The organism is Type-C symbiont of Plautia stali (assembly GCF_059730935.1).
This window is the reverse complement of record NZ_AP035923.1, coordinates 113,007-135,702: the sequence shown is the minus strand read 5'-3', so window position 1 is coordinate 135,702 and position 22,696 is coordinate 113,007. Positions and strand designations below refer to the sequence as shown.

The 22,696-nt window shown below is 59.1% G+C and carries 17 protein-coding genes; 9 read left to right on the top strand and 8 right to left on the bottom strand.

Translation table 11 applies throughout. From position 1 onward, the window contains the following. Nucleotides 1-66: 66 nt before the first annotated feature. From argH to argC, 4 genes are all read right to left on the bottom strand, one after another. On the bottom strand, nucleotides 67-1,446 hold the full coding sequence (argH, locus tag AC6I7J_RS00620; protein WP_058758137.1) for an argininosuccinate lyase: 1,380 nt from the start codon (nucleotides 1,444-1,446) through the stop codon (nucleotides 67-69). A 75-nt stretch (nucleotides 1,447-1,521) separates the two neighbouring features. Then, nucleotides 1,522-2,739: an argininosuccinate synthase gene (locus AC6I7J_RS00615; protein ID WP_498006501.1), complete on the bottom strand. Its 1,218-nt coding sequence runs from the start codon at nucleotides 2,737-2,739 to the stop codon at nucleotides 1,522-1,524. A gap of 14 nt (nucleotides 2,740-2,753) precedes the next feature. Then, entirely contained in the window at nucleotides 2,754-3,530 is a 777-nt protein-coding gene (gene argB, locus AC6I7J_RS00610; protein WP_058775576.1) for an acetylglutamate kinase, read from the bottom strand. A gap of 18 nt (nucleotides 3,531-3,548) precedes the next feature. Next, nucleotides 3,549-4,553: an N-acetyl-gamma-glutamyl-phosphate reductase gene (argC, locus tag AC6I7J_RS00605; RefSeq protein ID WP_498006498.1), complete on the bottom strand. Its 1,005-nt coding sequence runs from the start codon at nucleotides 4,551-4,553 to the stop codon at nucleotides 3,549-3,551. A 167-nt stretch (nucleotides 4,554-4,720) separates the two neighbouring features. Between argC and argE the strand changes: the two genes are divergently transcribed. The 3 genes from argE to AC6I7J_RS00590 all read left to right on the top strand — a co-directional run bounded on the left by argE (nucleotide 4,721) and on the right by AC6I7J_RS00590 (nucleotide 10,222). Beyond that, nucleotides 4,721-5,869, top strand: a complete 1,149-nt coding sequence (gene argE / locus AC6I7J_RS00600) for an acetylornithine deacetylase (RefSeq protein WP_498006496.1) — start codon at nucleotides 4,721-4,723, stop codon at nucleotides 5,867-5,869. A gap of 249 nt (nucleotides 5,870-6,118) precedes the next feature. Then, nucleotides 6,119-8,770, top strand: coding sequence for a phosphoenolpyruvate carboxylase (ppc, locus tag AC6I7J_RS00595; RefSeq protein WP_031279588.1), 2,652 nt, complete (start codon nucleotides 6,119-6,121; stop codon nucleotides 8,768-8,770). 144 nt (nucleotides 8,771-8,914) lie between these two features. Beyond that, entirely contained in the window at nucleotides 8,915-10,222 is a 1,308-nt protein-coding gene (locus AC6I7J_RS00590) for an IS4 family transposase (RefSeq protein ID WP_498007218.1), read from the top strand. 59 nt (nucleotides 10,223-10,281) lie between these two features. Here AC6I7J_RS00590 and metF read toward each other — a convergent pair whose 3' ends face one another. From metF to metB, 3 genes are all read right to left on the bottom strand, one after another. Further along, nucleotides 10,282-11,178: a methylenetetrahydrofolate reductase gene (metF, locus tag AC6I7J_RS00585; RefSeq protein WP_021506834.1), complete on the bottom strand. Its 897-nt coding sequence runs from the start codon at nucleotides 11,176-11,178 to the stop codon at nucleotides 10,282-10,284. 214 nt (nucleotides 11,179-11,392) lie between these two features. Then, nucleotides 11,393-13,825 carry a bifunctional aspartate kinase/homoserine dehydrogenase II gene (locus AC6I7J_RS00580; RefSeq protein WP_021506835.1) on the bottom strand — a complete coding sequence of 811 codons (2,433 nt, stop codon included), beginning with the start codon at nucleotides 13,823-13,825 and terminating at the stop codon, nucleotides 11,393-11,395. 2 nt (nucleotides 13,826-13,827) lie between these two features. Beyond that, nucleotides 13,828-14,988 (bottom strand): cystathionine gamma-synthase, encoded by a 1,161-nt coding sequence (gene metB / locus AC6I7J_RS00575; protein ID WP_021506836.1) that lies wholly within the window; start codon nucleotides 14,986-14,988, stop codon nucleotides 13,828-13,830. A gap of 279 nt (nucleotides 14,989-15,267) precedes the next feature. Here metB and metJ point away from each other — a divergent pair, with 279 nt between their 5' ends. Next, nucleotides 15,268-15,585 carry a met regulon transcriptional regulator MetJ gene (metJ, locus tag AC6I7J_RS00570; RefSeq protein WP_007885403.1) on the top strand — a complete coding sequence of 106 codons (318 nt, stop codon included), beginning with the start codon at nucleotides 15,268-15,270 and terminating at the stop codon, nucleotides 15,583-15,585. Nucleotides 15,586-15,662: 77 nt separating this feature from the next. Here metJ and rpmE read toward each other — a convergent pair whose 3' ends face one another. Further along, nucleotides 15,663-15,878 carry a 50S ribosomal protein L31 gene (gene rpmE / locus AC6I7J_RS00565; protein ID WP_021506837.1) on the bottom strand — a complete coding sequence of 72 codons (216 nt, stop codon included), beginning with the start codon at nucleotides 15,876-15,878 and terminating at the stop codon, nucleotides 15,663-15,665. A gap of 276 nt (nucleotides 15,879-16,154) precedes the next feature. Here rpmE and priA point away from each other — a divergent pair, with 276 nt between their 5' ends. The 5 genes from priA (at nucleotide 16,155) to hslU (ending at nucleotide 22,629) form a co-directional block, all read left to right on the top strand. Continuing rightward, nucleotides 16,155-18,353, top strand: coding sequence for a primosomal protein N' (gene priA / locus AC6I7J_RS00560; RefSeq protein WP_211724990.1), 2,199 nt, complete (start codon nucleotides 16,155-16,157; stop codon nucleotides 18,351-18,353). Between the two features lie 166 nt (nucleotides 18,354-18,519). Beyond that, nucleotides 18,520-19,557 carry a DNA-binding transcriptional regulator CytR gene (cytR, locus tag AC6I7J_RS00555; RefSeq protein WP_021506839.1) on the top strand — a complete coding sequence of 346 codons (1,038 nt, stop codon included), beginning with the start codon at nucleotides 18,520-18,522 and terminating at the stop codon, nucleotides 19,555-19,557. Nucleotides 19,558-19,710: 153 nt separating this feature from the next. Beyond that, complete coding sequence (gene ftsN / locus AC6I7J_RS00550; protein WP_072208558.1) at nucleotides 19,711-20,610, top strand: cell division protein FtsN; 900 nt, start codon at nucleotides 19,711-19,713, stop codon at nucleotides 20,608-20,610. 142 nt (nucleotides 20,611-20,752) lie between these two features. Further along, entirely contained in the window at nucleotides 20,753-21,283 is a 531-nt protein-coding gene (hslV, locus tag AC6I7J_RS00545) for an ATP-dependent protease subunit HslV (RefSeq protein WP_031279590.1), read from the top strand. Between the two features lie 11 nt (nucleotides 21,284-21,294). Continuing rightward, nucleotides 21,295-22,629: an ATP-dependent protease ATPase subunit HslU gene (gene hslU, locus AC6I7J_RS00540; protein WP_021506842.1), complete on the top strand. Its 1,335-nt coding sequence runs from the start codon at nucleotides 21,295-21,297 to the stop codon at nucleotides 22,627-22,629. Nucleotides 22,630-22,696: the final 67 nt, after the last annotated feature.

The following is a 22,696-nucleotide window of genomic DNA, read 5'->3' as shown; positions in this document are numbered from 1 at the left end:
AGAACTCTTCACGCCAGGCCGATCAAGAATTGTCTCTTTTTTGCGAAAGAAATTTCCTGGCGCGCATTACGCCAGGTTTAAGCGCTGCTTCGCTTCGCCAATCGCCAGCGCCACCTGCTGTGGTGCGACGCCGCCGCGCGCGTTACGCTTATCGAGACAAGACTGCAGCGACAGCACCGGATAAACATCTTCCCCGATCGCCGCGCTAAACTGCTTAAGCTGCGCCAGACTTAATGCTTCCAGCGCGACGCCTTGTTTGATCGCTTCCACCACGGTTTCGCCGACAATGTGGTGCGCTTCGCGGAACGGCACGCCTTTGGCTACCAGATAATCGGCCAGTTCGGTCGAGTTGGCGTAACCCTGCTCGGCGGCTTCCTGACAGCGCGGACGCTTCACCTGAATGCCGTCCAGCACCAGCGCTGACATATGCAGGCAGTCAAGCCAGGTATCGAGCGCATCGAACAGCCCTTCTTTGTCTTCCTGCATATCTTTGTTGTACGCCAGCGGCAGCCCTTTCAGCGTCATCATCATGCCGGTCAGTGCGCCCTGCACGCGACCGCACTTGCCGCGGATCAGCTCCAGCGCGTCCGGATTTTTCTTCTGCGGCATCAGCGATGAGCCCGACGTCACTTTATCGGACAGCTCAATAAAGCCGGCTTCACCTGTGTTGAAGAAGATCATGTCTTCAGCGAAGCGCGACAGGTGCACCATGCCAATCGAGGCATCAGACAGCAGCTCCAGCACGTGATCGCGGTCGGACACGGTATCCAGGCTGTTACGCGTGGCAGAGGCGAAGCCGAGCCAGCCGGCCAGCTGCTCACGGTCGATCTCATAAGCAGTACCGGCCAGCGCGCCGCAGCCCAGCGGGCTGACATCCAGCCGCTTCAGCGTATCCTGCAGACGGCTCTCGTCGCGCGCCAGCATCTCAACGTAGGCCAGACACCAGTGGGCAAACGTCACCGGCTGCGCCCGCTGCAGGTGGGTGTAGCCCGGCATCACGGCATCCTGATTGGCTTCAGCCGTGGCTACCAGCGCTGACTGCAGCTCGCGCGTAGCTTCCAGCAGCAGTGCCACCTGCGTTTTACACCACAGTTTGAGATCGGTCGCCACCTGGTCGTTACGGCTGCGCCCGGTGTGCAGCTTTTTGCCCAGCGCGCCGACTTTATCGATCAGCTTGCCTTCCACCCAGCTGTGAATATCCTCGGCATCGCTCTGCAGAATCTGCTGCGGGTTGGCGCGAACCTCTTCCAGCAGCGCATTCAGCGCGGCTTCCAGCTGCTGCTGCTCTTCACTGCTCAGCACGTTTACCGTTACCAGCGCTTTTGACCAGGCCACCGAACCGATGATGTCCTGCTCCGCCAGGCGGTAGTCAAACCGCAGTGAATCGTTGAACTGTTTAAACCGTTGATCTGCCGCCTGTGAAAAACGTCCGCCCCAAAGTGCCATCTGCTTGCTCCTGAATCTGTTAAACAAAGGGCGGCCCGAAGCCGCCCCTGCAAAATATGTCGCCTGCCGCCGGTATTACTTCTTCTGCTCGTTCAGCGCGCGAATGCGTGAAGAGAGCGAGAACAGACGGATAAAGCCGCCCGCGTGACGGTGATCGTACACTTCGTCTTCGCCGAAGGTGGCAAACTCTTCTGAGTACAGGCTGTTCGCCGATTTTTTCTGGATCGCCGTGGCCTGGCCTTTATACAGCTGCAGTACCACTTCACCGTTCACCAGCTCTGCCAGCGATGCGGCAGCGGCCTGGATTGACTGACGCAGCGGTGCGAACCAGCGGCCGTCATACACCACGTAAGACATCTCCTGACCCAGCTGTTCACGCCATTTAAAGCTGTCGCGATCCAGTACCAGCTGCTCAACCGCACGCAGCGCGTTAACCATGATGGTGCCGCCAGGGGTTTCGTAGCAGCCGCGTGATTTGATGCCCACCAGACGGTTTTCCACGATATCAATCCGGCCCACGCCGTGTTTCGCTCCCAGCGCATTGAGTTTTTCCAGACACTGGAACGGGCTCAGTTTCTCACCGTTCACCGCAACAACCTGGCCTTTCTCCACGCTGACGGTGACGTTTTCTGGCTGATCCGGCGCTTCCAGCGGATCGACGGTCCACACCCAGCAATCTTTGTTTGGCGCGTTCCACGGGCTCTCCAGCACGCCACCTTCGGTCGAGATGTGCCAGGCGTTCTCATCACGGCTGTAGATTTTTTCCAGCGACGCGGTGGTCGGGATATTGCGCTCTTTCAGGTAATCCAGCAGCGCTTCACGCGAACGCAGGTTCCACTCACGCCATGGCGCCACCACTTTAAGCTGCGGTGCCAGCGCGGTATAGGTGGTTTCGAAACGCACCTGATCGTTGCCTTTACCGGTTGCGCCGTGGCACAGCGCGTCTGCGCCCACTTTCAGCGCCAGTTCAACCTGCGCTTTGGCGATGACAGGACGCGCCATCGAGGTGCCCAGCAGATAGGTGCCTTCGTACAGCGCACCGGTCTGCAGCACCGGGTAAACGTATTCGCTGATAAACTCTTCACGCAGATCGACCACGTGGCACTCAGACGCGCCCGACTGCAGCGCTTTCTTCTCTACGCCTTCCAGATCGGCCGGATCCTGACCAATGTTGGCCACGAACGCCACCACTTCACAACCACCGTAGTTCTCTTTCAGCCAGGGAATGATGGCCGAGGTATCCAGACCGCCCGAGTAAGCCAGAACGATTTTTTTGATGTTTTGCGTGCTCATGTCGTAATCCTTGATTATGCGAGAATCCGGGTGCCAATCGACACGCCGTTGAAAAGGGTTGGCAGCTGTTCAGCATGACGCCAGCTGGCAATATCCACCGGGCGGCCCAGCGTACGCGCCGCGTCGAGCGCCGCATGCACTTTCACAATCATGCCATCGGTAATAATGCCCTGGGCAATCAGCTGCTCGGCTTTGGCTGCAGTCATCTCGGCGATGCGCTGACCTTTGCCGTCGAGAATACCGCTGACGTCTGACAGCAGTACCAGATCGGCACCGATCGTCGCCGCCAGCGCGGTCGCGGCCTGGTCGGCGTTGACGTTCATCAGTTCGCCGCCGTCGGTGATGCCAATCGAGCTGATCACCGGCATATAGCCTGCATCCAGCAGCGTATTGATCAGCTGCGGATTACCCGGCGTGGCGTTGCCGACATGCCCCAGCTCCTCATCGAACTGTGCCACGTTCACCAGGCCGGCATCGCCGAGGCATAAACCCACTGCGCCAATGCCGTACTTCTTCGCCCATGCCAGCAGCGTTTTGTTGGCGGTGCCGGCCAGCGCACCGGTAATAATGTCGATCTGATCGGCTGGCGTCACGCGCAAACCGTTCTTCTTTTTCACCGGCAGCGCCAGTTTCTTCATCAGCTCGTCCACCAGGCAGCCACCGCCGTGGACGATGATCAGCGGACGCTGATACTGCGTGCGGTACGCCAGCAGGGCATCAAACAGACGCGCCAGCGCTTCTTCGCTATCCAGCAGTACGCCGCCCAGCTTAATGATCAGAGGATTGCTCATGGTCAGGTTATCCGTCCGTTAAATCAGAGACAGCGTTTCGGGGAAGCCGAAACGAATATTGAGACACTGCACCGCCTGTGAGGAGGCGCCTTTCAGCAGGTTGTCTTCCGCTGCGACAACAATCAGGTGCTCGCCATGCACGGCAAAGCCGATATCGCAGAACGGCAGGCCAACCACCCCTTTCAGCGCCGGTACGCCTTTGTCGTACAGCCGCACCAGCGGTTTGTCGTGGTAAGCGCTGTGGTACGCCGCCGCCACATCCTGCTGGCTCACGCCGGCGTTCAGACGACAGGTGATGGTTTCCAGAATGCCGCGCGGGAAATTACCGAGATGCGGCGTGAAGATCACCGGCGTGCCGAGATGGGCCACAATCTCCGGATGGTGACGGTGATTGAAGAGACCGTACGGCTGCAGGCTGACTTCACAGAAGCTGGTGGTGACACTGGCTTTACGCCCGGCACCGCTGACGCCACTGGTGGCATTGATGACCGGCCACTGAGCCGGATTAAGCAGGCCAGCCTTAATCAGCGGCTTAAGCGCCAGCTGCGCGGCGGTCGGATAGCAACCCGGTACCGCCACCAGCTGCGCGTCTTTAATCTGCTCGTGGTTCCATTCGGCCAGGCCGTAAACGGCTTTGTCGAGCCACGCCTGGTGCTGATGGCTGAAACCGTAATACTGTTGATAAAAGCCGTCGTCGTTAACGCGGAACGCACCTGAGAGGTCGAACACCACGCAGCCGGCTTTCAGGAATTCCGGGGCCAGATCGTGGCTGACTTCGTGCGCGGTGGCGAGGAACACCACATCGACCTTGCCGGCCCACTCTGCGGCATCACCCAGCGGCTGCAATGGCAAATCGACCCTGCCTTTCAGCTGCGGATGGAGATCGGAGAGTAACTTTCCGGCATCCGGGCTTTGCGCTGAAACCGCCAAAGCGGTTATGTTCATATGCGGGTGGCGATTCAGGTAGGTGGCAAGCTCTACGCCAGCATAACCACTGGCACCAACGATCAGCGTATTCAACATCAGGCTGTATACCTTATTACAGTCACACGTATCGGGTCGCGGCATTGCCCCGTTGCCCACGATGCCGTTTGCAGCTTTTTTCAGTTCACATGCAGACGACGTTAATGTATTTTTATTCACTATTAATGCATTAATATTGATACATCCTAACCCAGGGACCGTCAACAGTGAAGACAAAAATTCCACCTTTTATCGAACTCTACCGCCAGCTGATTGCAACACCGTCGATCAGCGCCACCGACAGCGCGCTGGATCAGAGCAATGAAACTTTAATCAATTTGCTGGCGGGCTGGTTCCGCGATCTCGGCTTCAGCGTGGAAGTCCAGCCGGTGCCGGGTACGCGCCATAAATTCAACCTGCTGGCGCGCAGCGGCAGCGGCACAGGTGGCCTGCTGCTGGCGGGCCATACCGACACCGTGCCGTATGACGACGGCCGCTGGACGCGCGATCCCTTTACCCTGACCGAACACGACAACAAGCTGTACGGCTTAGGCACCGCCGACATGAAAGGCTTCTTTGCCTTTATTCTTGATGCGCTGCGTGACGTTGACGTGACGAAGCTCAGCAAACCGCTGTACATCCTTGCCACCGCCGATGAAGAGACCACGATGGCCGGCGCGAAATACTTCTCTGAATCGACCCAGCTGCGGCCGGACTGCGCCATCATCGGCGAACCGACGTCGCTGAAACCGGTGCGCGCCCATAAAGGCCATCTGTCGCACGCCATCCGCATTCAGGGTCAGTCCGGTCATTCCAGCGATCCGGCACGCGGCGTGAACGCGATCGAGCTGATGCATGAATCCATTACTCAGTTGATGCAGCTGCGTAATACGCTGAAAGAGCGCTATCACCACGACGGCTTCGCCATTCCCTATCCGACCATGAACTTTGGCCATATCCACGGCGGCGACGCGGCGAACCGCATCTGCGCCTGCTGTGAGCTGCATATGGATATCCGTCCGCTGCCGGGACTGACGCTGAGCGATCTCGACGGTTTACTCAATGAAGCGCTGGCACCGGTGAGCGCGCGCTGGCCGGGCCGTCTGACTGTCGGTGAGCTGCATCCGCCGATTCCCGGTTACGAATGCCCGGCCGATCATGAACTGGTCAAAGTGGTGGAGAAGCTGCTGGGCGTGCCGACAGAAGTGGTGAATTACTGCACCGAAGCGCCGTTTATCCAGCAGTTGTGCCCGACGCTAGTGTTAGGGCCTGGATCCATCAATCAGGCGCATCAGCCAGACGAGTTCATTGATACCGCATTTATTAAGCCGACTCATGCGCTTATCACTCAGGTTGTGCAGCATTTTTGCCATTGATGATTAAAAGATGGGGCATTTCACTGCGAAATCAGCAAATTGCCCCGTCATTATCCGGGATTTGATAATAAGAATAACTTATCCCACCTCCTGTCAATTAAATTCGATGAATTTCCGATAGTTAGCAGCACGATACCGGCAATTTAAGTCAATTGACGAACAGGAAGAACCGTGGCTAGATAAAAGACGATGTTATGCCCGTTGGGTATAGAGGTTTTATATTTAAGACGATAAGGGTGTCAGGGTCACATGAACGAACAATATTCCGCAATGCGAAGTAATGTCAGTATGCTCGGCAAACTGCTCGGGGATACGATAAAGGATGCACTGGGAGAGAACATCCTCGATCGGGTGGAGACCATCCGCAAGCTCTCTAAGTCATCCCGTGCAGGAAATGACACTCATCGTAAGGAACTGCTCTCCACGCTGCAAAACCTGTCTAACGACGAGCTGCTGCCGGTGGCACGCGCGTTCAGCCAGTTCCTTAACCTCACCAACGTGGCAGAACAGTATCAAACCATTTCGCGCAGCGGCGACGGTGCTAACCATCCGGAGCTGCTGAAAAAGACCTTCGAGCGCCTGAAGCAGCAGAGCGATCTCAGCGAGCCGGCCATCCGCCAGGCGATTGAGGAGCTGTCGCTGGAGCTGGTACTCACCGCCCACCCGACCGAAATTACCCGCCGCACGCTGATCCACAAGCTGGGCGAAGTGAACAGCTGTCTGCAACAGCTCGACCACAGCGACATCACCGACTACGAACGCAACCAGGTCATGCGCCGTCTGCGTCAGCTGGTGGCGCAGGCGTGGCACACCGATGAGATCCGTAAATATCGCCCGACGCCGGTAGATGAAGCCAAATGGGGCTTCGCGGTGGTGGAGAACAGCCTGTGGGAAGGCGTACCGGCGTTTCTGCGCGAGCTGAACCAGCAGGTGGAAGAGAGCTTCGGCATCCAGCTGCCGGTGGATTTTGTGCCAATCAAATTTACCTCGTGGATGGGCGGCGACCGTGACGGTAACCCGAACGTCACCGCACCGATTACCCGCCACGTGATGCAGCTAAGCCGCTGGAAAGCCGCCGACCTGTTCCTGCGCGACATCGGCGTGCTGGTGTCCGAGCTGTCGATGTCCGAGTGCAGCGACGAAGTGCGCGAACTGTGTGGCGATGCGGAGGCGCTGGAGCCGTATCGTGTGATTCTGAAGCGTATCCGCAGCCAGCTGATGAGCACCCAGAGCTATCTGGAGCGCCGTCTGAAGGGTGAGCGCCTGCCGCGTCCGGCCGATCTGCTGGTCTCTAACGATCAGCTGTGGCAGCCGCTGTTTGCTATTTACCAGTCGCTGCAGCAGTGCGGCATGGGCATCATCGCCAACGGCCAGCTGCTGGATACGCTGCGCCGCGTGAAATGCTTCGGCGTGCCGCTGGTGCGTATCGATATCCGTCAGGAGAGCACCCGCCACACCGAAGCGATTGCCGAAGTAACGCGCTATCTCGGACTGGGCGACTACGAAAGCTGGTCGGAAGCCGACAAGCAGGCGTTCCTGATCCGTGAACTGAATTCCAAGCGGCCGCTGCTGCCGCGGCAGTGGGAGCCCAGCGACAACACGCGTGAAGTGCTGGATACCTGCAAAGTGGCGGCAGAAGCGCCGCAGGGCTCGATTGCCGCCTATGTGATTTCGATGGCCAAAACGCCGTCTGACGTGCTGGCGGTGCATCTGCTGCTGAAAGAGGCCGGTATCCCTTACGCAATGCCGGTGGCACCGCTGTTTGAAACCCTCGACGACCTCAACAACGCCAATGACGTGATGAGCCAGCTGCTGAATATCGACTGGTATCGCGGCTTCATCAACGGCAAACAGATGGTGATGATTGGCTATTCCGACTCGGCAAAAGATGCCGGCGTGATGGCAGCCAGCTGGGCGCAGTATCAGGCCCAGGATGCACTGATTAAAACCTGCGACAAAGCCGGCATTACCCTGACGCTGTTCCACGGACGCGGCGGTTCGATTGGCCGCGGTGGCGCACCGGCGCATGCAGCCCTGCTGTCACAGCCGCCAGGCAGCCTGAAAGGCGGCCTGCGCGTGACCGAACAGGGCGAAATGATCCGCTTCAAATATGGTCTGCCGGAAGTCACCATCGCCAGCCTGTCGCTTTACACCGGGGCGATTCTGGAAGCCAACCTGCTGCCACCGCCAGAGCCAAAACGCGAATGGCAGGAGATCATGAACGGCCTGTCAGCCTATTCGTGCGCCATGTATCGCGGCTATGTGCGTGAAAATCCGGACTTCGTTCCCTACTTCCGCTCGGCGACGCCAGAGCAGGAGCTGGGCAAACTGCCGCTCGGGTCGCGCCCGGCGAAACGGCGTCCGACCGGCGGCGTAGAGTCGCTGCGCGCCATTCCGTGGATCTTCGCCTGGACGCAGAACCGCCTGATGCTGCCCGCGTGGCTGGGGGCCGGCGCGGCGCTGCAGAAAGCGATGGACGAAGGCCATCAGGATCAGCTGGAAACCATGTGCAGCGAATGGCCGTTCTTCGCCACGCGCCTCGGCATGCTGGAGATGGTGTTCTCGAAGGCTGACCTGTGGCTGGCGGAGTATTACGATCAGCGTCTGGTGGATAAATCGCTGTGGCCGCTCGGCAAACAGCTGCGCGATCAGCTCGATGCCGACATCAAAGCGGTGCTGACCATCGCGAACGATGCGCATCTGATGGCGGACCAGCCGTGGATCGCCGAATCCATTGCGCTGCGTAACGTCTACACCGATCCGCTCAACGTGCTGCAGGCGGAACTGCTGCAGCGTGCGCGTGCGCAGGAAGAGCGCGGCGACGAACCTGATGCGCGCGTAGAACAGGCGCTGATGGTCACTATCGCTGGCGTCGCGGCCGGCATGCGTAACACCGGCTAACGGCTGGCGGCGCATCACGCCTCGCACAGCAAAAAGGGGGCCCTGAGGCCTAATGCCGATCAGTTAAGACAAAAATGATCGGTTGAACGATCCGGTCGCTGTGTGAAAATCCGTAATCTCTCATGGATGATTACGGATTTTTTTATGCTCCTCAGCCAGGCCCTTGATGCTGTTCTTAAGTTCTCTCCGAAAGAGTTTTCTGCGCTTTCTGACCTGCTTTCACCTGAGCTTATTGATGAATGCCTGGCGGATACCGGGGTTGTCACGGTGCGAAAGCGCCGTCTGCCCATGGAAATGATGGTATGGGCCGTGACCGGCATGGCGCTTTTCCGCTCTCTTTCCATGAATCAGCTCGTTTCCCACCTTGATATTGTCCTCCCGGGTAAACGTCCCTTCGTCGCACCCAGCGCGGTTGTGCAGGCACGTCAGCGGCTCGGGGCTGAAGCCGTCCGCCTGGTTTTTGAAAAGACCCGCCAGCTCTGGTTCGAAAAAACACCGATGTCGCACTGGAACGGCCTCACGCTGATGGCGGTGGACGGGACGCTGTGGCGAACGCCGGACACGCCGGAAAACGACGCCGCATTCGGCCGCACGGCCAATGAACACGCCCGTTCTGACTGGCCACAGCTGCGCATGGTCTGTCAGATGGAGGTCACCAGTCACCTGTTGTCGGGCGTTGCCTTCGGCAGCGTCTCTGAAACCAGCGAAGTTGAGCTCGCCGCCCGGCTGGCGGCACAGACGCCTGCTCATTCCCTGACGATAATGGACAAGGGCTTCTATGCTCCGGGCCTCCTTCATCACTGGCAGACATCAGGCACCGAAAAGCACTGGATGATACCGCTGCGAAAAGGTGCTCAGTACCGGGTAAAAGAGAGGCTGGGTCCCGGACATGAGCTGGTTGAGCTGAGCCTGACGCCGCAGGCGCGAAAAAAATGGAGCGGCGCACCGGCCAAGCTGACGGCAAGACTTATCAGTAAGGAAACCGGCGGCAGAACGGTACAGATACTGACGTCCATGTGTGATCCGCTTCGCTATCCGAAAGCCGATATCGTGGACCTGTACGGTCATCGCTGGGAAATCGAGCATGGCTTCAGGGAGATGAAGCAGCACCTGCTGAATAATGAGCTGACGCTGAGAAGTAAAAAGCCGGAGCTGGTGCAGCAGGAGCTGTGGGGGGTGGCACTGGCGTATAACCTGCTGCGCTTTATGATGGCACAGATGGCATACAGCCTTAAAAATGTGGAGCCTTATCAGCTGGGCTTTAAACAGGCGGCGTTGTATCTGAGCGGTCAGCTGAGTCTGCTGCCTGCGGTTGCACCGGGAAGAATACCGAAGGTGATGAATGAAATAATGGCGATGGCGGGAAGCTTCGTATTACCCGGCCGTCGTCAGCGGCATTATCCGCGGGCGGTAAAAAAGAAACCGCAGCGTTACCCGCTGCGGCGTTCTTAAAAGCTTAACTGACAAGCATTAGGCCCTGAGGCCCCCTTCTCTTTTTTATCCTTTCACGCTTATGCCGCCAGCGTCGGGCGAACACCCAGCGTGTGGCAGATAGCGTAGCTCATCTCGGCGCGGTTCAGCGTGTAGAAATGAAAGTCCTTCACCCCTTCGCGCGACAGGATTTTCACCATGTCCATGGCGATGTTGGCACCGACCATTTTGCGCGTCTCCGCATCATCATCCAGCCCGTCAAACATGGCGTTCATCCAGCCCGGTACGCGCACGTTGGTCATGGTGGCGAAACGCTGCAGCTGTTTAAAGTTGGAGACCGGCAGAATGCCCGGCACGATCTCCACGTCGATACCGGTAGCCACGCAGCGATCGCGAAAGCGCAGATAGCTCTCCACGTCGAAGAAAAACTGGGTAATCGCGCGACTGGCGCCGGCATCAATTTTTCGCTTCAGGTTGATCAGATCCGCCTGCGCACTCTTCGCTTCCGGATGCACTTCGGGATAGGCCGCTACCGAGATGTCGAAATCACCGACCTCTTTCAGCAGCGACACCAGATCGCTGCCGTACATGTCCGGTTTGCCGCCGCCCGGTGGTAAATCGCCGCGCAGCGCCACGATATGGCGAATGCCGTTATTCCAGTAGTCACGCGCAATGGCGCGCAGTTCATCGCGCGTCGCATCAATACAGGTGAGATGCGGTGCCGCTTCCAGTCCGGTGCGCTCTTTAATACCTTTGATGATGCTGTGAGTGCGGTCGCGCTCGCCGGAGTTGGCTCCGTAAGTGACCGAGACGAATTTGGGTTTCAGGCTGCTCAGGCGGTCGATGGAGTTCCACAGGGTTGCTTCCATTTCGCTGGTGCGGGGCGGGAAAAACTCAAAAGAGACATTAATTTGCCCGTTCAGCTCAGCCAGGCTCTGGTTCAGCGCTTCGCGCTGATTGGCATGAAAGAAACTCATCCTGTTACCTCATCATCACATATCGATTAATTTGCGAACCGCGAACATCCATACGTTTAGACGTCCAGATGCACAAAATGAACGATCTTCAGCTTAGCGTCAACATAAAATTGCTTGCCGGGCGTGACAAATATTCAACCAAAGTGAAAGGGATTCACCTGACGGGGAAGCAGAGGGAAAAACGCAGACAGCAGACGCCGTCTGCGCAGCAGATTTACAGCAGTTGGGCGAGACGATTGATATCAGACTGTAGCGCACCGGCGGTGACATCCCGGCCGGCACCCGGCCCGCGGATCACCAGCGGATTGTCGCGATACCAGCGGCTTTCGATGGCAAACACGTTATCGCACGGCAGCAGCGCCGCCAGCGGATGCTCCGGACGCACCGCTTCCACGCCGACGCGCGCTTTACCGTTGGCATCGAAACGCGCCACGTAGCGCAGCACCAGCCCCATCTCCTGTGCGGCTTCGAAGCGCTGCAGCATCTGCTCGTTCAGCTCGTCGGCGTTTTCGAAGAAGTGGTCGATGGATTCGCCTTCGCACTGTGACGGCACCAGCGATTCAACCCGCACCTGATCCGGTTCGATGTCGTAACCGGCTTCGCGCGCCAGAATCACCAGTTTGCGCATCACGTCCTGACCGGAGAGATCAACGCGCGGGTCGGGCTCGGTCAAGCCCTGCTGCCACGCCTGATCGACCAGCTCGCTGAACGGCACCGTGCCGTCAAACTGCAGGAACAGCCACGACAGCGTGCCGGAGAAGATACCGCTGATCGCCAGAATGCTGTCGCCGCTTTCACGCAGGTCGCGCACCGTATGATTGACCGGCAGTCCGGCACCCACGGTCGCGTTATACAGCCAGTGGCGGCCGGTTTTGGCGAAGGCATCGCGTACCTGACGCCAGCTCTGGCCGCTGGCAGCGCCGGCCACTTTGTTGGCGCTGATGACGTGGAAGCCGTGGCTGGCAAAATCGTGATACTGCTGCGCCAGCGAATCACTGGCGGTGACGTCCAGCACCACCAGATCGTCAAACGGGTGTGCGCGCATCCACAGGAACAGCGACTCTTCGTCGCGCGCTTCGGCTTCATCATCAAAGAAGGCCAGCGCCCGGCTGGCGTCGAGACCGTCATAGCTCAGCAGGCTGCGGCTACTGTCCGCCACGCCCGCCAGCACAAATTCAAACCCGGTACGCGCCGACAGCGTCTCCTGCTCGCGCGCGAACAGCTCCAGCCAGCGTGAACCGATATTGCCTTTGCCAAACAGGATCAGGCCGATGCGCTTCTCGGCGCGGAACAGCGACTGGTGCAGTCCCTGAATCAGGTGCTGGGTCGGTCCGACGCGTAGCACCGCCACCAGGCTGATGTGATCTTCTGACTGCCAGACGAATTCGACCGGCTGGTCTTTGATCTGCTGCCAGAAGCGATGGCTGTGCAGCGGATTACGCGTCACGCCAGCGCCGACCAGCGCCACCAGCGCCAGACCGTCGCGCAGCTGCAGATGACCGGGCAGCGCCGCGTCCTGCAGCAGGTTAAAGGCGCTGTTGACCACTTCCGAGGTGTAACACAGCTGCAGCAGGCGACGATCCGGATGGATACCCATCGCCAGCGGACGCAGCTGCGCGCGCTTCAGCAGCAGATCGATCTCTTTCTGCTGGGTGGCAAAATCGTGGCTATCAGGAATCTGAATCTCAACCAGGCAGACATCGTCGTGGCTGGTGACAATGCGCGCGCCGGTGCCGGACGCCAGCACGCGCTCAATGCGCGTTGAGCCCTGCTCCGGCTGATAGCTGCAGCGCAGCTGTAAATCGATGTCGCTGTTGGAGACCGGCTGCAGCGTACGCGTGTGCAGCACCGGCGCCGCCAGTCGGGCCAGCTCGCTGGCCTCATCCAGCCGCAGCAGCGGCAGCAGGCAGGCATCAGAGACCTTGCGCGGGTCCGCGCTGTAAACGCCAGCCACGTCGCTCCAGATGGTGACGCGGTTCACGCCCGCCAGCGCGCCAATCTGCGTTGCCGAGTAGTCAGAGCCGTTACGGCCGAGCAGCACGGTTTCGCCCGCTTCGCTGCGGCTGATGAAACCCGTCACCACCAGACGCTTATGCGGATGCTGCGCCAGCAGCGCCTGCAGCAGCGGCCAGGATTTGCCTTCATCTACCTGCGGCTGTGCCGCACGTTCGGCACGCAGGAAGTCGCGTGCGTCCAGCCACGCCGCTTCGATATCGCGCTGGCTGAGCACCGCCGCCATCAGGCGCGCCGACCAGATTTCGCCGTGGCCAACCACTTCGGCGTACACCGCATCAGTGATGGCGCCGTCGAGCAGCGCCGCCAGGCGTTCAAGATCGCGGATGAAGGCTGCGGTCAGGGTTTCTGCATATTCAGCAGGCAGCAGTGCAGCGATCAGCTCGCTGTGAAAACGGCGTAACGCCTGTTGCACCTGATGGGCCGATAAGCGATCGCTCTGGCTCAGCTTGAGCCAGCTGATCAGCTGGTTAGTGGTGCTGCCTGCGGCAGAGACCACCATTAAGTCGCCCGGCTGGCTGTAATCGGCCATGATACCGGCGACGCGCTGATAACAGCGCGCGTCGGCCAGGCTACTGCCACCAAATTTATGCAACTGCTTGATCGGCGTTCCCGCGCCTGCTGAAATCGTCATGGTTACCCCTCGGCTGCGATCCTGAATGCATTATCCAGGTCGGCGATTAAATCTTCGTGATCTTCAATTCCGACAGAAATACGCAGCAGCGAGTCGGAAATGCCCGCTGCGGCACGCGCGTCCGCCGACATGCCGGCGTGCGTCATGGTGGCGGTATGCGAAATCAGACTTTCCACGCCGCCCAGCGACTCCGCTAGCGTAAACAGCTGCAGCGCTTTCAGGAAGCGGCGCAGCCGCGCCTCATCGGCGTCGAGTTCAAAACTGAGCATGGCGCCAAAACCGCGCTGCTGACGCGCGGCAAACTGGTGTCCGGCGTTCTCTGGCAGAGACGGATGATACAGCTTTTTCACCAGCGGTTGTTGCTTCAGGTAATCAACAATCGCCAGTGCGTTACGCTGCGCCGCCGCCATGCGCGGTGCCAGGGTGCGCAGGCCGCGCAGCAGCAGATAGCTGTCAAACGCCGCGCCGGTGACGCCAATGTTATTCGCCCACCAGGCGAGTTCCGTGACCAGCGCCGGATCTTTAGCGATAACCGCACCGGCCACCACGTCCGAGTGACCATTGAGGTATTTGGTGCAGGAGTGGATCACCAGGTCGGCACCCAGCGCCAGCGGGTTCTGCAGCGCCGGGCTGAGGAAGGTGTTGTCCACTACGCTCACCGCCCCGGCAGCACGCGCGGCGGCGCAGATGGCCGCAATGTCCACCACGCGCAGCAGCGGATTGCTCGGGCTTTCGACCAGCACCAGCTTTGGTTTTTCCGCCAGCGCCGCCGCCAGCGCCGCTTCATCGCCCTGATCGACAAACTTCACGCGGTAAGCGCCGCGCTTGCTCAGGCTGTCAAACAGACGATAGCTGCCGCCGTAGCAGTCGTGCGGCGCCACCAGCAGATCGCCTGGCTTCAGGAACACCGTCGTCACCAGATGAATCGCCGACATCCCGGTGTTGGTCAGCACCGCGCCCGCGCCGCCTTCCAGCTCAGCCAGCGCGCGCTGGACCACATCGCGCGTCGGGTTACCGCGGCGTGAATAGTCATGCGCGCGCGGCTCGTTGAAATCGAGGAAGTTATAGGTGCTGGAGAGGTGAATCGGTGGGACAACGCAGCCATATTGCTCGTCATCATTCAAACCGCTGCGTACTGCGATGGTTGCCTGTTTACGCGTCATGGTGCTTACTGTTCCTGAAGTGTAATAAAAAAGTGGCAACAGAATAACATTCCGCAACTGGACGTCAATACATCTGGACATCTAAATGTCTTTGCGTATAGATTGAGCAAAGCCGCAATACCCGCTAAAATTACGCGTCATCGCCTGGTGTTCAGCGCGCTTTCCTGTGAAACGCGATGTGTAAGCATAAAACCGGCAGTTTAAGCGGTCAGGCATCGAAAAATCGGGCATAATCAACGGATTTCCCCATATTCAACTTTTTATTGATTAAGGTAACCCATGGCTGAATGGAACGGCGAATATATCAGCCCTTACGCTGAACACGGTAAGAAGAGCGAGCAGGTTAAGAAGATTACGGTTTCTATCCCGCTGAAAGTGCTGAAGATTTTAACGGATGAGCGTACCCGCCGTCAGGTGAACAATCTGCGTCACGCCACCAACAGCGAACTGCTGTGCGAAGCCTTTTTGCATGCCTTCACCGGGCAACCGCTGCCGAATGATGTTGATCTGCGTAAAGAGCGCAGCGACGAGATTCCGGAAGAAGCAAAACAGATTATGCGTGAGATGGGCATCGATCCCGACAGTTGGGAATACTAAGGCCAGAAATAAAAAAACCCAGCCGAGGCTGGGTTTTTTCTTGCAACCGAATCGTGAAGATTCGCCGGCAAATAATCTTATTTCTTGCTGCCTGGGATGCTGAAACGCTTGTTGAAGCGATCAACACGACCACCAGAGTCAACAACACGCTGCTTACCGGTGTAGAACGGGTGGCATTTGCCGCACACGTCCAGGTTCAGGGTACCAGTCATGGTTGAACGGGTGTTGATCACGTTGCCGCAAGAGCAGGTGATGGTCACAGCTTCGTATTTCGGGTGAATACCTTGTTTCATGGGAGAACCTCATAAAAGGCCGTGTCGCTCTCCGTGCCAGGCGAACCTGCACAGCACCACACGCGGTTAATAAATGGTGTATCTTTGACGAGTCATCTCATCAAAGGCGACATAGTATACAGAAAATGAGCGCATTGATCAAATCCGCGCAATGCGCCGTGCTCTGTCACTCCGGATAAACACCTGCAGCCAGCGCCGCCGCGCGCTGAAGTATGACGGGGGTGACGCCAGCGTGTACACTACTTCTCCTTTTTACAGAACCGGATAGAGATCGACATGCCCGTTGTTCAGGTTGCCCTGCCCGTTCCGCTGCCTCGCCTGTTTGACTACCTGCTGCCCGCCGATGCGCCGCAGCCGGTGGCCGGCGCGCGCGTGAGCGTGCCGTTCGGCAACCGGAAAATGACGGGCATCGTGGTTAGCACGCGCGCCACCAGCGATCTCCCCCTTGCCCAGCTGAAACAGATTGATGCGTTGCTCGACGACCGCTCGCTGTTTTCGCCGGCGCTGTGGCGCATCCTCAACTGGGCCGCCGGTTACTATCACTCTCCGCTCGGCGAAGTGCTCAGCCATGCGCTGCCGGTGCTGCTGCGTCAGGGCAAGCCGGCCCAGGAAGCGCCGCTGTGGCAGTGGGTGATCAACGACGCCGGACGCGAAGTGGCGCTGGAAAGCCTGAAGCGCGCGCCGAAACAGCAGCAGGCGCTGGCGGCGTTGCGTCAGCGGCCGCTGTATCGTCACCAGATCGGCGAGCAGGATTTTACCGATGCCGCGCTCCAGGCACTGCGTGCCAAAGGGCTGTGCGACCTGCGCGAACATGCGCCACAGCAGCACGACTGGCGCGCCAGTTTCGCGGTGAAAGGTGAACGGCTGCGACTGAATACCGATCAGGCGATGGCGGTGGGCGCCATTCGCAGTGAGGACGAACATTACGCCGCGTGGCTGCTGGCAGGCATTACCGGATCGGGTAAAACCGAGGTCTATCTCAGCGTGCTGGAGAATGTGCTGGCGCGCGGTAAACAGGCGCTGGTGCTGGTGCCGGAAATTGGCCTGACGCCGCAAACCATCGCCCGTTTCCGTGAACGCTTCGATGCGCCGATTGATGTGCTGCACTCGGCGCTCAATGACAGCGAGCGTCTGGCGGTCTGGTTGCGCGCGCGCAGCGGCGAGACCGCCATCGTCATCGGCACACGATCCGCGCTGTTCACACCGCTGGCGCGGCCGGGCGTGATCATCATTGATGAAGAACACGACAGCTCCTACAAACAGCAGGAGGGCTGGCGCTACCAGGCGCGCGATCTGGCGGTATTCCGCGCTCACGAAGAAGATGTGCCGATTGTGATGGGATCGGCGACGCCGGCGCTGGAGACGCTGCACAACGTGCGTGTCGGCAAATATCGCCAGCTCAACCTGACCAAACGCGCCGGTAACGCCAAACCGGCGCTGCAGCAGCTAATCGATCTCAAGGGACAGCAACTGAAAGGCGGTCTTGCGCCGGCGCTGCTGGGCAAGATGCGCCAGCACCTGCAGGCGGATAATCAGGTTCTGCTGTTTCTCAATCGCCGCGGCTTTTCGCCGGCGCTGATGTGCCACGACTGCGGCTGGCTGGCGGAGTGTCAGCGCTGCGACAGTTATTACACGCTGCATCAGCAGCATCGTCAGCTGCGCTGTCACCACTGCGACAGCCAGCGTCCGCTGCCGCATCAGTGTCCGGGCTGCGGTTCAACCCATCTGCTGCCGGTCGGCGTGGGCACGGAACAGCTGGAGCAGCAGCTCAGCACGCTGTTTCCTGGCGTACCGGTGTCGCGCATCGATCGCGATACCACCAGCCGCAAAGGCGCGCTGGAACAGCATCTGGCCGATGTGCATCGCGGCGGGGCGCGCATTCTGGTCGGCACGCAGATGCTGGCCAAAGGCCATCACTTCCCGGACGTGACGCTGGTATCGCTGCTGGATGTTGATGGCGCGCTGTTTTCCGCCGATTTCCGTGCCGCCGAGCGCTTTGCCCAGCTCTACACGCAGGTCGCCGGCCGCGCCGGCCGCGCCGGTAAGCAGGGCGAAGTGTTACTGCAGACGCACCATCCGGAGCATCCACTGCTGCAAACGCTGCTGCATCGCGGCTATTTTGCGTTTGCCGATCAGACGCTGCTGGAGCGCCAGTCTGTGCAGCTGCCGCCGTGGACCAGCCACGCACTGTTTCGCGCGGAAGATCTGGATAATGCGCAGGCGGCGGAGTTCCTTACGCAGCTGCGTAACCTGCTGGAAGCCAGCCCGCTCAAAGATGAGGCGATGTGGCTGATGGGGCCGGTGCCGGCGCTGGCACCGAAGCGCAGCGGACGCTGGCGCTGGCAACTGCTGCTACAGCATCCGTCGCGCAAGCGGCTGCAGCAGTTGCTGAGCAGTTCACTGCCGCTGGTCACCACCCTGCCCGCCGCGCGCAAAGTCAAATGGACGCTGGATATCGACCCCACCGAGAGTTAAGCCGCGCCACATCTGCGAGTCAGATCGAAAAAAGTCGCACAAGTCACAATTTTTATGCAAATTAAGTAACAACCTCACACGGCGTTGGGTTAACAATAGTGCCCGTCCCGGCTCTGGGCCGGCTATGTGTGAATATCTATGCGCTGTACCGCGTCAGGAGTTAACGTTGGATCAGAAGCAACCCTCATCGGCAGCCACCATGAAAGATGTGGCCGAGCAGGCTGGCGTCTCTACCGCCACGGTTTCGCGCGCGCTGATGAATCCGGAAAAAGTTTCCGCCGCGACCCGGCAGAAAGTGGAACAGGCGGTGCAAGCCGTCGGCTATGCGCCGCACGGTCTGGCGCGCAACGCCAAACGCGGCGACACGCAAACCATTCTGGTGATTGTGCCGGACATCTGTGACCCTTTCTTCAGCGAGATTATCCGCGGCGTGGAAGTGACCGCCGCGCAGGAAGGCTATCTGGTGCTGATTGGTGACTGCGCGCATCAGGATCAGCAGGAGAAAACCTTCCTTAACCTGATGCTGACGCGCCAGATTGACGGCATGGTACTGCTGGGTTCGCAGCTGCCGTTTGACGCCGGCATTGAAGATCAGCGTAATCTGCCGCCGATGGTGATGGGCAACGAGTTCGCGCCGGAGATGGCGCTGCCCACGGTGCATATCGATAACCTGACCGCGGCCTTTGAAGCGGTGAATCACCTGTTACAGCTGGGCCATCGGCAGATCGCCTGCATCACCGGACCGGAACATATCCCGCTCAGCCAGTATCGGTTGCAGGGCTACATCCAGGCGCTGCGCCGCAGCAATATCGCCATCGATCCCACGCTGATTGTGCACGGCGACTTCACCTTTGAAGCCGGTGCCAGCGCGCTGAAGCAGCTGATGAGCCTGCCGCAGCCGCCGAAAGCCCTGTTCTGCCATAGCGATCTGATGGCGCTGGGCGCGATGAACCAGGCGCGCAAGCTGGGAATGCGTATTCCGCAGGATCTGTCGGTGGTCGGCTTCGATGATATCGAGCTGGCGCAATACTACGATCCGCCCCTGACCACCGTGGCACAGCCGCGTTTTGCCATTGGCCGCGAAGCGATGCTGCTGCTGCTGGATGAGCTGCAGGGCAAACGGGTCAACAACGGTTCACGCCTGCTCGACGCCGAACTCCGCGTCCGCGGCAGTACCGCACCGGCAGCAAAACGCGAAAAATGAATGCGGGAACCCTGCATTTTCAGCAGATTCTGAAGGCAGACTGTGCTGGTCAAAGTTCCAGCCCTTGAGTAACATGACGCATTCCTTGCCGGGCAAAATTAACACCCCATTTACACGCCCAGTGGCATTTTTTTGAAGGGTATCAGAACGAAAGTGGCACAGAGAGATTACGTAGGCCGCGGGCGTTCAACAGGGACGCGTCGCAAAAAACCGGCAGGCCGCAGCAAGAAAAGCAAAGGCGGCTCCGGCACTTCAAAGCTGATGATAGTACTGGCCGTGGCAGTGCTGGTGACCTTTGCCGGTGGTTTATGGTTCATCTCGCATCACAAAAAAGAAGAAACACCGGTGATTCCGAATCATAAAGCCAACGGTAATGGCCTGCCGCCGAAGCCGGAAGAGCGCTGGAAGTACATCAAAGAGCTGGAAAATCGTCAGGTGACCGTGCCGTCGCCCACCGAGCCGTCTGCCGGTGGCGAAATCAAGTCGCAAACCCAGCTGACCGACGAACAGCGTCAGCTGCTGGAGCAGATGCAGGCCGATATGCGCCAGCAGCCGACCCAGCTGAATGAAGTGCCGTGGAACGAACAAACCCCGGCTCAGCGCCAGCAAACGCTGCAGCGTCAGCAGCAGGCACAACAGCAACAACAGCAGTTGCAGCGTCAGCAGCAGCAGTTACAGCAGCAGCGTCAGCAACAGTTGCAGCAGCAGCGCCAGCAGGAATTGCAGCAGCAGGCGGCACGCCAGCAGCAGCAACAGGCCGCACCGATCACTCGCGAGCCGGCGAAGCCGCAGGAGAGCGCCAAAGCCAAAACGGAAGAGAAAGCGAGCACCCAGCGCTGGATGGTGCAGTGTGGCTCGTTTAAAGGCACCGATCAGGCGGAATCGGTACGCGCCGGTCTGGCGTTTGAAGGTTTCGAAAGCCGCATCACGACTGGCGGCGGCTGGAATCGCGTGGTGATTGGACCGTTTAAAGACCGCAGCAGCGCAGACAGCACGGTGAAGCGCCTGCACAGCTCCGGCCACAGCAGCTGTATCCCGCTCGCCCTGCCTTAACCCTCCCTGCTCGCCCCCGGCAATTTGCAGCATCAGATATTGCCGGGGGTTGAAACCCCACAGGATTACCCCATATCTGGTTGCATGATACGCCGCGCCCGCTGCGCGGTGTCTTTTTTCCACTGCAACAAGGGGTCTGCCCGTGACAACAATAGTAAGTGTACGACGCAACGGCCGGGTCGTGATCGGTGGTGATGGCCAGGCGACGCTCGGCAATACCGTAATGAAAGGCAATGTTAAAAAGGTGCGTCGTCTCTACAACGACAAAGTGATCGCGGGCTTTGCTGGCGGCACCGCAGATGCCTTTACCCTGTTTGAACTGTTCGAACGCAAACTGGAGATGCATCAGGGCCATCTGGTGAAAGCCGCGGTCGAACTGGCGAAAGACTGGCGTACTGACCGGATGCTGCGCCGCCTTGAAGCGCTGCTGGCGGTTGCCGATGAGAACTCCTCACTGATCATCAGCGGTAACGGTGACGTGATTCAGCCGGAAAATGACCTGATTGCCATCGGTTCCGGCGGGCCTTACGCCCAGGCAGCCGCCCGCGCGCTGCTGGAGAACACGGAGATGGGTGCGCACGATATCGTAGCCAAAGCGCTGAATATCGCCGGTGATATCTGCATCTACACCAACCACAACATTAACTACGAAGAATTACCGTCTAAGGCGTAAGGACCAAAACCATGTCTGAGATGACTCCACGCGAGATTGTCAGCGAGCTTAACCGCTTCATCATCGGCCAGGACGGCGCCAAAAAAGCGGTCGCCATTGCGCTGCGTAACCGCTGGCGCCGCATGCAGCTTGACGAAGAGCTGCGCCATGAAGTGACCCCAAAAAATATCCTGATGATCGGCCCGACCGGCGTCGGTAAAACCGAAATCGCCCGCCGTCTGGCGAAGCTGGCCAATGCGCCGTTCATCAAAGTTGAAGCCACTAAATTCACCGAAGTGGGCTATGTCGGGAAAGAAGTGGATTCGATTATTCGCGATCTGACGGACTCCGCCATCAAGATGGTGCGCAGCCAGGCGATCGAGAAAAACAAATACCGCGCTGAAGAGATGGCAGAAGATCGCATTCTGGATGTGCTGATCCCGCCAGCGAAAAACAACTGGGGGCAGCCGGAGCAGAGCGCTGAGCCGTCCGCTGCGCGCCAGTCGTTCCGCAAAAAACTGCGCGAAGGCCAGCTGGATGACAAAGAGATTGAGATCGATCTGGCTGCTGCACCGATGGGCGTTGAAATCATGGCGCCTCCGGGCATGGAAGAGATGACCAGCCAGCTGCAGTCGATGTTCCAGAACCTCGGCGGCCAGAAGCAGAAACCGCGTAAGCTGAAAATCAAAGACGCGATGAAGCTGCTGATTGAAGAAGAAGCGGCCAAGCTGGTGAACCCGGAAGAGCTGAAGCAGGACGCCATCGACGCGGTTGAACAGCACGGTATCGTGTTCATCGACGAAATCGACAAAATCTGTAAGCGCGGCGGCCAGTCGTCGGGCCCGGATGTGTCACGTGAGGGCGTACAGCGCGATCTGCTGCCATTGGTGGAAGGCTGCACCGTGTCCACCAAACACGGCATGGTCAAAACCGACCATATCCTGTTTATCGCCTCCGGCGCGTTCCAGGTGGCCAGCCCGTCGGATCTGATTCCGGAGCTGCAGGGTCGTCTGCCGATTCGCGTTGAGCTGCAGGCGCTGACGGTCAATGATTTCGAACGCATCCTGACCGAGCCGAACGCGTCCGTGACAGTACAGTACAAAGCGCTGATGGGCACCGAAGGCGTTAACGTTGAATTCACTGAAGACGGCATCCGTCGCATCGCCGAAGCGGCGTGGCAGGTGAACGAAACCACCGAGAATATCGGTGCACGTCGTCTGCACACCGTGCTGGAGCGTCTGATGGAAGATATCTCCTACGACGCCAGCGATCGCCACGGCGAATCGATCACCATCGATGCCGAATATGTTGGTCAGCATCTGGATGAACTGGTGGCCGACGAAGATCTCAGCCGCTTCATTCTGTAATTCCAGTCAATACCCAGCCTTGCGCTGGGTATTTTTTTGCCCGCCCGCCCGCTGCACCCGATTATCC

Coding starts and splice junctions, on each gene's coding strand:
- argH (WP_058758137.1), bottom strand. CDS start 1,446: ATGGCACTTTGGGGCGGACGTTTTTCACAGGCGGCAGATCAACGGTTT.
- AC6I7J_RS00615 (WP_498006501.1), bottom strand. CDS start 2,739: ATGAGCACGCAAAACATCAAAAAAATCGTTCTGGCTTACTCGGGCGGT.
- argB (WP_058775576.1), bottom strand. CDS start 3,530: ATGAGCAATCCTCTGATCATTAAGCTGGGCGGCGTACTGCTGGATAGC.
- argC (WP_498006498.1), bottom strand. CDS start 4,553: ATGTTGAATACGCTGATCGTTGGTGCCAGTGGTTATGCTGGCGTAGAG.
- ppc (WP_031279588.1), top strand. CDS start 6,119: ATGAACGAACAATATTCCGCAATGCGAAGTAATGTCAGTATGCTCGGC.
- AC6I7J_RS00590 (WP_498007218.1), top strand. CDS start 8,915: ATGCTCCTCAGCCAGGCCCTTGATGCTGTTCTTAAGTTCTCTCCGAAA.
- metF (WP_021506834.1), bottom strand. CDS start 11,178: ATGAGTTTCTTTCATGCCAATCAGCGCGAAGCGCTGAACCAGAGCCTG.
- AC6I7J_RS00580 (WP_021506835.1), bottom strand. CDS start 13,825: ATGACGATTTCAGCAGGCGCGGGAACGCCGATCAAGCAGTTGCATAAA.
- metB (WP_021506836.1), bottom strand. CDS start 14,988: ATGACGCGTAAACAGGCAACCATCGCAGTACGCAGCGGTTTGAATGAT.
- metJ (WP_007885403.1), top strand. CDS start 15,268: ATGGCTGAATGGAACGGCGAATATATCAGCCCTTACGCTGAACACGGT.
- rpmE (WP_021506837.1), bottom strand. CDS start 15,878: ATGAAACAAGGTATTCACCCGAAATACGAAGCTGTGACCATCACCTGC.
- priA (WP_211724990.1), top strand. CDS start 16,155: ATGCCCGTTGTTCAGGTTGCCCTGCCCGTTCCGCTGCCTCGCCTGTTT.
- hslU (WP_021506842.1), top strand. CDS start 21,295: ATGTCTGAGATGACTCCACGCGAGATTGTCAGCGAGCTTAACCGCTTC.